The following is a 13,156-nucleotide window of genomic DNA, read 5'->3' on the forward strand; positions in this document are numbered from 1 at the left end:
CGCCCCGAGGGCCGGTTTAGCTCAGCTGGTAGAGCAGCGGTTTTGTAAACCGAAGGTCGCGGGTTCGATTCCTGCAACCGGCACCATCCCAACCTACGTCACGACCAAGCCGACACGGCGTACCCGTGGGCGCGAGCCTTCCGATGGGTGGCCCAGGCAGATTTCCCGCAAGCGGCTCTTCGAAATCCCGACGGGCGCGGCGTAATCGCGCTCGCACTTGGGAGATGGTTTCATGAACATTCGCGCTCTGCTGGCCCTCGGCCTGGCCCTGACGCTCGGCGGTTTGCCGATCGACGCCGGCCGCGCCGCCGACATTGTCGTCGCGCCACCTGCACCGCACGACGGAACGCGCGACTTCGATTTCCACATGGGCGTGTGGAAGACGCATATCTCGCGGCTGATCCATCCGTTGAGCGGGTCGTCGGAGTGGACGGCCTATGATGGCGTGTCGACGGTCCGGTCGGTGTGGAACGGCAAGGCCAGCCTGTTCGAGCTCGAGGCGAGCGGACCGGCCGGACATCTCGAAGGCGTGGGTCTCCGCCTCTATGATCCCACCGCGCGCCAGTGGAACCTCAACTGGACGAACAGTAGTACCGGAAAGCTCGACGCCCCTATGGTCGGCGAATTCCGCGACGGCCGGGGCGAGTTTTACGGGCCGGACACGCTCAACGGACGGACGATCCTCGTGCGCAACGGCTTTTACGACATCAAAGCGAACTCGTCGCGCTTCGAGCAGGCCTTTTCCGCCGATGGCGGCAAGACCTGGGAAACCAACTGGATCATGACCTTCGATCGCGCGACGCCGGCGGACAAATGACACGGCGGCCGCACAATGCCCACCGCGCCAGCGGAGCCGAGGTCAGGAAGCCGTCCGCGTGTCGTCGGCGATCCAGTTCACTTCCCAGGTCTTGCCGCCGTCGGCGGAAAAGGCCTGTTCGAAATGGATCGCGTCCTTCGATCTTATGGTGATGACGAAGCGCACGAAAATCGCGCGGCCGCCCAGCGTATCCTGCTGGTAGAATTCGCCGCGACCGTCGCGGAAACCACCCACCGTCGGTGCGACCATCTGACCGTCGGCCCGGTTGGAAAAGTTCAACCCCCATTGCCGGGTCTGCGGGTTGTAGAGGCGCAACGACAGCCCCTCGAAATGGCCGGCCGGCCCATCGGCCACCAGCTCGACCAGATTGGCCGCGCCGCCCCAGACCGGCCGGACAGTCGTCGTGCCGTCATAATCGACCCAGGTCTGCGACCCGGTCAGCGGGCGAAGGCGGCGAGTCAGATGCGTCTTCCACACGCCAATTTCGAAGTCGAAATCGTGTTCGCCCGCGGTCAGCACCGCCGCGGTCACCGCCGGCGGCCGCGTATCGGACTCGCCAGTAGCATCGGCAGGTGACGCATAACCCGGCGTCGCGGCGCAGAGCATCGCGGCGACACCTATTCCAAGCTTCGACATCGACCTCTCCTCGCTGATCACGCCACCGAATCCGCTCTCGCTCGGCGTTTATCCCTGACATCATGGGAGAAATTATGCCGGATGCCCAGATGCCTATGGCTGCCAAACCAGCTCCCGTCAGCGCAGTGGGCGCCTGAACTTGAAGATGAACTGATCGGTGTGCCCGCGGATGGCCGCGTTGAACGGGCCGGCGGTATGCGGATCGGCGGGATTGGCGAGCAGGTCGCTGCTCCCAACGAATTCGAAGCCGGCGCCTTCGACTTCACGCCGCACCGTGGATGGCTCGATACGATGCAGCGTGTCGGTGACATTGGCCGGCGATCCCGTCGCGGCGACATGATCGAGCACGATATAGACACCGCCGGGCTTGAGCGCGGCATACACCGCGCGGTTGAACGCCTTCATGTCGACGGGGCCCATGAAGGAGTCGTGGAGATCGTGATAGTTTTGCGAAATCCAGAACAGGTCGAGCTTCTCTGGATAGCGCGCCACGTCGATCGCCGATCCCGCCGTCACCGAGACGTTGGGATGCGTCACGATATAGGCCTGGATATCGGCAATCCCTTTGACGATATTTTCATATTGGAAAAGGCTGGCCGGCACGCTCGCATATACATGCCCCTGCGCGCCCACGACCCCGCAAAACAGCCGGGTGAAATAGCCATTGCCCGCGGCATAGTCCGCTACCCGATCGCCAGGCTTGACCCCGGCAAAGGCGAGCACCTCTCCTGGCTTGCGGTTCGCGTCGCGGTCGACATCGGCCGCCGGGCGCGCAGGGTCGGCGACCGCTGTAGCGATATAGGCCGGCGGCCCGCCACCTTCACGTGCGTCGACCGCAGCAGCGGAAGCGATCATCACCGCGAGTCCGGCGGCGAATCCAATTCGCCGAACAACTTGCACCAACATCCGGAAATTCTCCGATCGATTGTCTTCGAGTATCTCGCCCAAGCCTCTATGCCGCCGGCGCATCGGAATTGAGGGCCGGTCGGGACAAAATTGGTTGGTCCACTTGGCCAAGTCCGGCAAAAGGCTGCAATGAATCCATTGTTTGAGCTGCGGCTCGAACGTGTCGGTGACGGCACGCGCAATTCGGCCCGCAGCATCTACGCGCAATTGAAGACCGCGATCGTCGAGGGCCGGCTCGCGCTGGGCGCGCGGCTGCCAGGCACCCGGCAATCGAGCGAGTTTTTCGGTGTTTCGCGCAATACAGCGACCGACATTTACGAACGGCTGATCAACGATGGCTATGCGATCAGCCGGCTGGGCTCGGGAACCTATGTCGTCGACGCCTTGCCGCAGGCGGTCCCCTCCGACCAGGACGAGGATATCCCGACCGACGATCCGAGGCTCAACGGCTTCTGGCTAAGCGAGGAGACCCGCGCGGCAATCGGATTTTGGCGCGACCAACCCGCCACCGGCAAGCGTGCCAGCAAGGGCATCGCCGTGGATTTTCGTCCTGCGATGATCGACACACGGCTCTTCCCGATGGATCTGTTCCGACAGATCAGCGTCAAGCAACTGCGGCAGCTCGAGACCCAGCCGCCGAGCTTCAAGAGCGCGCAAGGCAACCAGGGAAACTTCCGGCTTCGCGAAGCCATCGTCCGCCACATCGCGCTGACCCGGGCGGTGCCATGCCGACCGCAGGACGCGCTCGTCACGTCGGGCGCACAACAGGCGTTCGATATCCTGGCCCGGACGCTGGTCACGCCGGGCAAGACCGTCGTGGCGATCGAAGATCCCGGCTATCCGCCGATGCGCGTTGCGTTTGCCGCGGCCGGCGCGACGATCGTTCCGGTCGAGGTCGATGACGAAGGGCTGGTCGTCGATCAGCTGCCGGCGAACACCAACATCATCTGCGTCTGCCCGTCGCATCAATTCCCGATCGGCGTGACGATGTCGGCACAGCGCCGCACGGATCTGGTGGCGTTTGCACGCGCCAATGGCGCGGTAATTGTCGAGGACGATTACGATGGCGAATTCCGCTACGAAGGCAGCCCGCTCGAGGCGCTGAGGACCGCCGATGCCGCCGACCTCGTCTTCTATGTCGGCACCTTTTCGAAATGCATGCTGCCCTCGCTGCGGCTGGGCTTCATCGTCGCGCCGCCCTGGGCGATGCAGACTCTCATCGCAGCCAAGAACTGTCTCGATTGGCATTGCCCGATACCCACCCAGTTGGGTGTCTCAGGGTTCATTGCCGAAGGGCACCTGACGCGCCACGTGCGCAAGATGCGCGGCGTGTACGACCGCCGGCGACGACTGATCATGTCATTCCTGACCCAGCATCTCGGCGAATGGCTCGACCCCATCCCGCCACCTTACGGCATGCACATCGCGGCACTGGCGAGCGATACCACCGATCTGGAGGCGGTGACCGCCAGCCTGCTGACGAGCGACGTCAAGATACACACGCTCCACCGCTATCACCTTGGGCAGCCCAAGCGGCGCGGGATCGTGCTTGGCTATGGCGTGGTCGACCTTCCCGAGATCGAGCGCGGGCTGTCGCTCCTGCATAACGCGCTGCTCCGGTCGCACTAGGCGCGAGCAGCGACAAGGCCGATCGCGACAAGCGGCCCAGCGCACTTTCCCGCAACCCGCGCTGGGCATCGTCGCGCGGGCCTCGCGAGCCTTCACTCATCCCATTCGATTTCATCGCGAATATCTTGACACGGACGCAATGTCTTGGTGGTGTACCACCTCTATACAACACCCCTCCCAACTGCGGAAAGGCCTATATGCGCGCGATGAAAGCTCTCACCATCCTTGTCATGAGCTCGGCCTTCTCGGTGCCGGCGCACGCCGACACGATGCGCCTCAAGGTCGGCGAGCCGCTCGCCCGTTTCGCCAAGCTGCGTCCCGGTGTGCATCGCTACGTGCGCTATATGGTCGGCGCGGATGGCAGTCGTAAAGCGATCGATATCTGGCAGCGCACGGTCAGCTTCGGCCCCGACGCGCAAGGCCGGCCCAACGCACTGCACATCGCGCAGCGCTGGGATCGGGCCGATGGCAGCAGGGTATTGATCCAGGACAGCTGGTTCGACGCACGCACCTTCACGCCGAGCACCCACGTCCGTCACACCGTACAGGACGGCAAGGACGACTATGCCGGGTACCGGTTCGACACCGCTCAGGTGGTCGGCATGGCGGACCTCGCCAATAACAACCGCAAGGACTTCGTCATGGCGCTGCCCGAGCCCTCGTACAATTTCGAAACCGACATGGAGTTGTTTCAGACGCTTCCGATGGCGAGCGGACGGACGTTCAACATGCCCTTCTACGATGCCGGTATCGGTAAACCCGGCCGCTACAATTTCGTCGTGGCGGGGTCGGAGACGATTCCTGGGCCCGATGGGCGTCCGATCGACTGCTGGCTGGTCACCGCCGACTATAACACGGGCAAGATCGGTGCGCGCTTCTGGTTCGCCAAGTCGAACCAGCTGCTGATCCATGAAGAGGCGCCGATGGATGGCGGCGCGACCCTGGTCAAAACATTGCTCCCGCAGGAGGCAGGAGACGCAAAGTCCTAACCGCACCAATACCCGCGATATCGAGGCGAGCTGCTCGTCGATTGAACGAGTCCGCTTGGTGACAACATCGCGGGTATGCGTCGGGGAAGAAGAGCCATAACCGCTTGGCATAAGCGCCGAATCGAATGCTTGCCCGGCGCGCTTTTCTGTTTCTAGCCTGTGCACATGACGCTGCATCCCGCCTGGCTGGCCTCCGCGCTGCTCGCTCTTTCCCTAGCCGGTGCGCCGGCACTTGGCGGGCCATCCTCTCCAAGCTCCGGCGACAGCCGGCCGGCCGACGCGCTGGCCGCCAACCTCGCGCTGCCGTTCGCCAGCGATCTTACCGGCGCTCGCCAGGCCCGGCTGTTCGCCTGGATCGAGGATGAAGCCGGTTCACGCAATGTCTGGGTAGCCGGACCGGGTGTCCCGGCTCACGCGCGCACCGCCTTTACCGGCGACGACGGCGTCGAACTCTCCGAGCCGCAGCTGAGCCAGGACGGCCGTCGGCTGCTGTTCGTGCGCGGCGGAGACGCCGAGTTTCCCGAAGCGAACGCGCCCAATACCGGGATCGCGCTCGAAGCGCCCGAGCAGGCGCTGTTCGTCGCCGACGTCGCGGGATCGCGGGCGCCAGTCAAGATCGGGCTCGGCCATGGCGCGGCGTTCAGCCAGGACGGCATGCGCGTCGCATATACGCGCAAGGGCGAGATCTGGCTGTGGAGCGGCGATGCTGCCTCACGTCGGCTCGCCACCGTCGCCGGCTCGGTGGAGGATTTACAATGGTCGCCGGATGGTGGGCAATTGCTGTTCACCGAACAGCGCAAGGGCCATAGCTTTATCGGCCTGCTCGATATCGCGCGGCGCTCGTTGCGCTATCTCGGGCCGACTTTGGGCCAATCGAGCGATCCGATCTTCTCGACCGACGCCCGGCAAGTCGCGTTCCTGCAATTCCGCAATCCGCCTGCGGACGTGCCGGACAGCAGCGCCTCGTTCTGGTCCGTGCGCATCGCCGATCTGACCAGCGGCGTCACCCGCACGATCTGGTCGGCGCCCAGCGGTGAAGGTGGGCAGTTCGCGGGGACGCGCGGGCGCAATCTATTCTGGACCGCGTCCGGCCATCTGCTGTTCCCATGGGAACGCACCGGCTGGATGCACATCTATGCGTTGCCGGTTGCGACCGGCGGCACGCCGCGCGACCTGACCCCCGACGCCAATGAGGTCGAGACGTTCACGCCAACGCCGGACGGCCAGGCGATCGTCTATGCCGCCAATGCCGGCAACCTCGATACGCGCCAACTCTGGCGCGCGGAGATTGCGAGCGGCAAGCCCATCCGGCTGACGCAGGATGACACCTTCGTTTTTCGCCCGGTGTTCGGCGGCGACCGGTTGGCGGCTACAGCGACCGATGCCCAGCGTCCGGCGCATATGGTGCTCGTCGAAGGCATGGAACCGCTAGGCCCGGTGGCGATCGCGTCCTCTTATTCCAAACCCGAGACGATCGTCTTCACCGCCACGGACGGCATGCAGGTCCATGGCCAGTTGTTCCGCGGCAAGGGATCCGGCCCCCACCCTGCCCTGATCTTCGTCCATGGCGGACCTCGCCGCCAGATGCTGCCGGCGTTCAACCCGATGCATTATTATTCAAACGCTTATGTCCGCAATCAGCGGTTCGCGACGCTGGGCTATACGGTGCTGTCGGTCAATTATCGCAGCGGCACCAATTATGGCCGGGCCTTCCGCGAAGCACCCGAAACCGGGCGTGACGGCGCCTCCGAATATCGTGACGTGCTGGCCGGCGGGCGTTGGCTGGCGAAGCAGCCGGACGTCGATCCCAAGAGGATCGGCATCTGGGGCGGAAGCTGGGGTGGATATCTCACCGCGCTGGCGCTGGCGCGCGACAGCGACCTGTTCGCCGCGGGTGCCGATTTTCACGGGGTTCACACCTTGGTTCGGCCTGGCGATGCGTCGCTGTCGCCCGATGCCGAGATCAAGGCACGCGAGCTGCAATGGCAGTCGTCGCCGATGGGATCGATCTCGCGCTGGCGCTCGCCCGTGCTCATCGTCCATGGCGACGACGACAAGAATGTCGATCATGACCAGTCGCTGCTGCTCGCCCGCGAGCTGACCGCGCGCGGCGTGCCGTTCGAGGAATTGAGCCTGCCCAACGAGCGGCACGATTTCTTCCGCTATGGCGACTGGCTGGCGAGCTATCGCGCGACCGAGGCGTTCTTTGCGCGGACGTTGAAGGGCGGGAAGTAGAGGGGCTGACCTAAATCCTCCCCGTGCCGGGGAGGATTTTTACCCTTTGGCCGGCGCGATCATCGTCCGTGTCGCGGCGTGCGCATCGACCGCGGCTTTGCTGAACCATAGAGGTTGCGTGTTGGCCGTCAGCCACTCCTGATACCAGTCGCGATAATGCGGCGAACGTGGGTCGCCGGATTGGCCCGGCAGCAGCAGAACGCGCGAGTTATCCCAGGCGCCGACGTCCGCCACGAGCAGATAGCTCGCGCCGTGCATCACGTTGAAGGTCTTGCGCCCCAGGTTCACGCCGCGCGCCATGACGGTGTAGCCGTCGCCGCCCGACCTCCCGCCATCGATCCTGGGGAACGCCGCGGCGATCGCAGGCGAGGCCGATAGCGGGTGCGCGATCGATACCTGATGCAGATCGCCCCAGCGCCATTGCGCCGGATCGGGGCCGGCAAGCTTGACCGCTTTGGCCCATCCTGCCGCCAACGCCTTGTCGAGCAGTGCGTCACGCGCCGCGATCGGATTGTCGCCGAGATAATGGTCGGGATTGGCCAGCAGGCGCATCATCTCCGACAGGTTCATCGTCTTGAGGAGATCGCGCGCGGCCTTGGGAATGACCAGGTCGCGGAACGCCGAGGACAGTTCCGGCATGATCTGCTCATACAGCAAGGCTGCCGCGCTATCCGCCGCTATCCCGCAATTCCATTGCCGCAACAGCGCCGCTGCCGGAGCCGCTTCGGGCGACAGGGTCGCGGGCAGCAGCTTAACCAGCGCGCGCGCCGGCAAAGATTGCACGTCATGCTGGAGCGCGACACTATCCTCGACGCGGTGCTTGGACTGGCTGCTCAGCACCTCGGCGATGCGATCGTAGCGATAAGAATCGCTCCAGCTGAAGCTGATCTTGCGATCCTTGTATGGGTAGTCGGATGGCAGATTCATCTGGTTAGCCGAGGCGAACCAGCCGGCTTTGGGATTGTAGCTGTTGGGCATTTCCTCGACCTTGAGGATTCCCGTCCAGTCGTAGCTGCCGTCGCCCGGTGCCGGGAACAGACCGTCATGCTTGGGCCGCTTGGGGGTGAACCCGCTCGCCTGCCACCCGGTATTGCCATGCACGTCGGCGTAATGATGATTGGTCGGCGAGACGTGGATCTTGAGCGCCTGACGCAGCGACGCCCAATCGTGCGCCAGATTAATCGCGATGATCGCGAACCGCATGTTCGCGCCGGGCAACAGCGCCACGCTGGCCTGGACGACTGCGCGGTGACGCGCCGGATCCTGCGAGATGACGGGCCGGCCTTGCGAATAACGCAAAGTCACACGCTCGGAGGGGCCGGCCTTGACCGCGATCTCCTCCTCGACCGTCTCAAAGCGCTTCCACTGGCCGTTATGCCAATATTGCTCGGGATCGTCCTCGCGCGTCTTGAGGATGAACAAGTCGGTCTGGTCGATATGGAAGTTGGTCCGGCCGAACGCGAAGCGGTCGGTATGGCCTTGCATGATCCCGGGCAGTCCGGGATCGCCGCCGCCAATCACGTCGAGGCCCGGCGCGGTCAGGTGCGCGATGTGCCGCGGGCTGAGCCCGCCGATCCCGAGATGCGGATCGTTGGCCAGGATCGGGCGGCCGGTTGCTGTACGACTGCCGGCGACGGTCCAGGCGTTGCTGCCTTGCGCGATGCGATCGATACGATCGAGGTCGCGGTCATAGGCCGCGATCTTCTGGCCGAACGGCAGTGGCGTCGATCCTTCGAGCAGGATGCCGAGATCGGCATCGCTGACCGCCGCGCAATCGAGCCCGTCGGGTACGGTGAATTGCCACGCCGGGCGCAGCGGATCCATGAACCGGTCGAATTCGAGCAGCCCGCGCGCCTGGAGCTGAGCGTGGCGCACTTCGTCATCGGCATCCCCGATCCCGCCGCCGCGCATGCGGACGAGATCGCGCACATCCCAGCGCAGCGGTGTGATGCCCAATATGCCATATTCGAGCGGCAACTGGCTGGGATCAGCCTCGAGCTCGTCGATCCGCGCGTTGATCCCGGCGACATAACCGCGCGCGCAATCGAGCACTTCGGGCGGCAGCGAGCTGAGTTCGGCGTCCACATCGCCGCGATAGAGGAACAGCCGCGCCGCGCTATCGGCAGACACGAAGCGCGAGCCGAACACTTCCGCCATGCGTCCTAGCTCGCGGCGATAGTCCCAATCGATCTGGAACATCCGGTCGCGCGCGACGACGTAACCCTGGCCAAAGAACGCGTCATGCTTGGATTTCGCGCGGATATGCGGGACGCCCATGGCGTCCTCGAGAATCTCGATCGGCGCCCGCGCCCCTGCCAGGCGAATGGTGCGGCCCCGGCCGGGGCTGGACCTACTCACCTCCGCGGCCAAACTCGTGCCCGGCAAGGCGAGCATCGCGACCGAGCTCAACAGGAACGCGCGACGCTGAATCATCAAGGGCCCCAATCGTTATCACCCAATCGTCATCCCAATGAATCGAGACCCTATCGCAGTGGGTTGAGCAAGGCTGCATAGCAAGCCGGGCGTCCCCTATAGCCATGAGTTATCGGCGCATGCGCAACTGAGCGCCGATACCCTCACCGCGAACCCTATTCCCTCAGGCTATACCCAAGCAAAATCATAGTAACCCCGCTTCTATTGACCCCCTTTAGGCGCCCTGTAACCTCCCGTCTCGGAAGTGACATGTTTCCGCAACACAGCGGGCAGTCGCCCTTCCAAAAAGGCAGGGATGGCGGGAGCAAGCCAATCGGCACTCCGGTACGTTCCGCCGACATTGCAGGTGGGACACATGGGCTGGTCGGCAGCCACATGGTCCAAGCTACGAAATCGGGTCTCGACGCGCCATGCACGTCGGAGGAGTTCCTCCATATCGGCCCGATCGCAAGCCAAAGGGGTTGTTTGAATGTCTATTTTCGGGCGTATTAATCCGCGGATCGACCGCCGTTACGCGGCGGGTCTGGCCATGACGGCGCTGGCCATCGTCCATAGCGCGCCGGCCTTCGCGCAAGCGAGCCCGGCCGCGCCGCAGGACGCCCAGGCGACGCCGCAAAATGCGCCAGCCGCGGCGCCGACCGACGATTCGGATATCGTGGTCACAGGCTCGCGCATCGTGCGCAGCGGATTTCAGTCGCCACAGCCGCTGACCGTACTGACGCAGAAAGAGATCGAGACGCAGTCGCCGACCAACAACTTGGCCGACTTCGTCAACAGCCTCCCCGCGCTTGCGGGCTCGACCCGGCCTGCGAATTCGCGGCTCAACCTTTCGAGCGGCCAGGCGGGCATCAACGCGCTCAACCTGCGCAATCTCGATAACCAGTCGACCGGCACGCGAACACTGGTGCTGATCGACGGCCATCGCTCGGTCGGCTCGACGGTCAACGACATCGTCGATATCAACACCATCCCGCAAGGTCTGGTGAAGAGCGTCGAAATCGTCACCGGCGGCGCCTCGGCGGCCTATGGCTCCGACGCGGTCGCCGGCGTGGTCAACTTCATCCTCGACAAGAAGTATGAAGGCCTCAAGGTCTCGGCCGATAGCGGCGTCACGACTTATGGCGACGGCAGCAATTACAGGTTCACCATCACCGCCGGCACGTCGTTCGCGGGCGGCCGCGGCCATGTCGTCGTAAACGGCGAGCTCGCTCACCAGGATGGCATCTTCAGCGTCGATCGCGCCTGGAACGCCACCGGCTATGTCCGCATCACCAACCCTGCTTGGTCGACCAACAGCACCACGGCACCGCAATTTCTCACCACGTTGCGGCAGGTCGGCGCCTCGAACTCGACGCCGGGTGGCCTAATTACCGGGTCGTCCTTCGGCGGCGTCGCGACGAACACTCTCCGTGGCATCTATTTCGGCCAGGGTGGGTCGGTGAACCACTTCAACTTCGGCACGTACACTTTCCCGGCGGTAACGGGGGCGTCCGGGCCTTCGCTCACCCAGGGCGGAGACTGGCGGGTCAACGATTCGGGCCGCCGCATCGGCCTGATGCCCGAAGAGAACCGGTACGGCGTCTTCGGCCGGTTGAGCTACGACATCACGGACAATGCCGAGATCTACTTCGAGGGATCGTACAATCGCGGCAAGTCGGTATTCAACGCCGGCCCGAACCTGTCCACCGGCATCAACTATAAGCCGGATAACGCCTATCTGATCCAGGCACTCGGCGCGGCACAGCTTGCGGGCATCACCAGCGTGACGGTCGCTACGACCGCTGTCGACTTGCCCTATCGCGGCGTCAACAACGAGCGGAAGGTCCAGCGTTACGTGATCGGCGCTGACGGCAAGTTCCAGGCATTCGGCAAGGACGCGCACTGGGATGTCTACGCCCAGTACGGCCGCACCGACATGCGTGAACAGCTGACCAACATCATGAACACGCAGAACATGCTGAATGCGACCGATGCGGTGTTCGCACCCGCCGGCAACGCGCTCGGCGTAGCGGCGGGCACGATCGTGTGCCGTTCATCGCTGACCAGTCCGACCAACGGCTGCATCCCGCTCAACCGCCTGGGTATTGGTGTCGCCAACCCGGCCGCCTTCGCTTATGTGCTCGGCAATCCCGAGCGCAACGAAATCGCCGAGCAGAAGGTCGCTGGCGCCAACCTGGCGCTGACCCCGTTCGCCACTTGGGCGGGTGATGTCAGCGTGTCGGTCGGCGCCGAATGGCGGGAAGAAAGCATCAAGGGATCCGTGCCGGCACAATTCCAGCCGATCATCAACCTCGACGCGAACGGGCACGCAATCTCCACGACGAACCGCTGGTCCGTCGGCAATTACCTGCCGACCAACGGCCGGTACAACGTGAAGGAAGCCTATCTCGAAACCGTCGTGCCGCTCGGGCTGGGGCTCGAATTCAACGGCGCGGTGCGGGCGACCGATTATTCGACCGCAGGCTACGTCACGACCTGGAAGGCAGGCGCGACCTGGCAACCGATCAGGGACATCCGTTTCCGCGTGACGCGGTCGCGCGATATCCGGGCACCCAACCTCAGCGACCTCTACCAGGCTGGCGGCTCGAACAGCGATTCGGTGCGTAACCCGTTCTACGATGCCAACGACCCGTCGAAGGGGCCGGCCTCCTATTCCTATTCGGCAACGGTCATCGGCAATCCCAATCTGAAGCCCGAAAAGTCGGATTCGTGGAATATCGGCGCGGTCATCACGCCTCGGTTCCTCCCGGGTTTCAACGCCTCGATCGATTACTTCCGAATCGAGATCAAGGATGCGATCGGATCGTTCGGCGCGCAGGACATCATCAACCTGTGCTCGCTCGGCAATCAGGACTTCTGTTCGAGCTATACGGTCGATCCGACAAATGCTTCGAAGCTGTTATTCCGCAGCCAGCCGTTCAACTTCTCGCGGCAACTCGTCCGCGGCATCGATTTCGAAGCCGCATATCGCGTGCCTCTGGGCAATGCGAGCAGCTTCACCCTGCGTGGCACAGCGACCAACTATCTCGACAATTTGCTTTACGCAGGCGTCCAGGGATCGGTCGCCGTCAACACCGCGGGCGTGAACGGTGGCCAGGGCAGCACGCCGAGCTGGATATTCCACTTCAGCGGCACGCTCGATTTCCCGACCACGTCGATCACCGCGGTGGCGCGTGGCGTGAGCTCGGGCAAATACGCCTCCAACGGCATCGAGTGCTCGACCAGTTGTCCGGTCTCGACCACGAATTTCCCGACCTACGACAACAACCATGTGTCGGGGCTGTTCTACGTCGATCTCAACCTGACGCAGCGGGTGAAGATCAACAACACGTCCGACGCCGAGTTCTTCGTCAACGTGACTAACATCTTCAACCGTTGGCCGCTGCTGGTCCCCGAAACCGGGCTTGCCGCCAACACCACCTATTCCGACATGCTCGGACGTACTTTCCGCGTCGGCGTTCGCATCAAGCTGCGCTGATCCAGAGTCCCTCCCCTGGGGCGTCGCGTGGCC

The 13,156-nt window shown here is 63.9% G+C and carries 8 protein-coding genes and 1 tRNA gene; 6 read left to right on the forward strand and 3 right to left on the reverse strand.

What is annotated here, in order from left to right; genetic code table 11:
• Positions 1–10 precede the first annotated feature (10 nt).
• Both AC1DRD_RS12615 and AC1DRD_RS12620 read left to right on the forward strand, forming a co-directional pair.
• A tRNA-Thr gene (locus tag AC1DRD_RS12615) sits at positions 11–86 on the forward strand.
• A gap of 146 nt (positions 87–232) precedes the next feature.
• Complete coding sequence (locus AC1DRD_RS12620) at positions 233–817, forward strand: hypothetical protein (protein WP_478041623.1); 585 nt, start codon at positions 233–235, stop codon at positions 815–817.
• 42 nt (positions 818–859) lie between these two features.
• Here AC1DRD_RS12620 and AC1DRD_RS12625 read toward each other — a convergent pair whose 3' ends face one another.
• Both AC1DRD_RS12625 and AC1DRD_RS12630 read right to left on the reverse strand, forming a co-directional pair.
• Positions 860–1,453, reverse strand: a complete 594-nt coding sequence (locus tag AC1DRD_RS12625) for a hypothetical protein (protein ID WP_478041624.1) — start codon at positions 1,451–1,453, stop codon at positions 860–862.
• A 117-nt stretch (positions 1,454–1,570) separates the two neighbouring features.
• Positions 1,571–2,359: a class I SAM-dependent methyltransferase gene (locus tag AC1DRD_RS12630; RefSeq protein WP_478041625.1), complete on the reverse strand. Its 789-nt coding sequence runs from the start codon at positions 2,357–2,359 to the stop codon at positions 1,571–1,573.
• Positions 2,360–2,488: 129 nt separating this feature from the next.
• Here AC1DRD_RS12630 and pdxR point away from each other — a divergent pair, with 129 nt between their 5' ends.
• The 3 genes from pdxR (at position 2,489) to AC1DRD_RS12645 (ending at position 7,212) form a co-directional block, all read left to right on the forward strand.
• Entirely contained in the window at positions 2,489–3,988 is a 1,500-nt protein-coding gene (pdxR, locus tag AC1DRD_RS12635) for a MocR-like pyridoxine biosynthesis transcription factor PdxR (protein ID WP_478041626.1), read from the forward strand.
• A 206-nt stretch (positions 3,989–4,194) separates the two neighbouring features.
• On the forward strand, positions 4,195–4,977 hold the full coding sequence (locus AC1DRD_RS12640; protein WP_478041627.1) for a DUF3108 domain-containing protein: 783 nt from the start codon (positions 4,195–4,197) through the stop codon (positions 4,975–4,977).
• A 165-nt stretch (positions 4,978–5,142) separates the two neighbouring features.
• The gene (locus tag AC1DRD_RS12645) at positions 5,143–7,212 is read left to right on the forward strand and encodes a S9 family peptidase (RefSeq protein WP_478041628.1); all 2,070 of its coding nucleotides are present in this window, start codon (positions 5,143–5,145) and stop codon (positions 7,210–7,212) included.
• A gap of 39 nt (positions 7,213–7,251) precedes the next feature.
• Here the strand turns inward: AC1DRD_RS12645 and AC1DRD_RS12650 are convergent, their stop codons facing one another.
• Positions 7,252–9,645 (reverse strand): penicillin acylase family protein, encoded by a 2,394-nt coding sequence (locus tag AC1DRD_RS12650; protein ID WP_478041629.1) that lies wholly within the window; start codon positions 9,643–9,645, stop codon positions 7,252–7,254.
• A 469-nt stretch (positions 9,646–10,114) separates the two neighbouring features.
• On the opposite strand from AC1DRD_RS12650, the gene AC1DRD_RS12655 reads away from it, so the two are divergent.
• Positions 10,115–13,123: a TonB-dependent receptor plug domain-containing protein gene (locus AC1DRD_RS12655; RefSeq protein ID WP_478041630.1), complete on the forward strand. Its 3,009-nt coding sequence runs from the start codon at positions 10,115–10,117 to the stop codon at positions 13,121–13,123.
• The last annotated feature ends 33 nt before the right edge of the window (positions 13,124–13,156 follow it).

The sequence above is a fragment of the Sphingomonas sp. P4_G2 genome, from assembly GCF_056401155.1.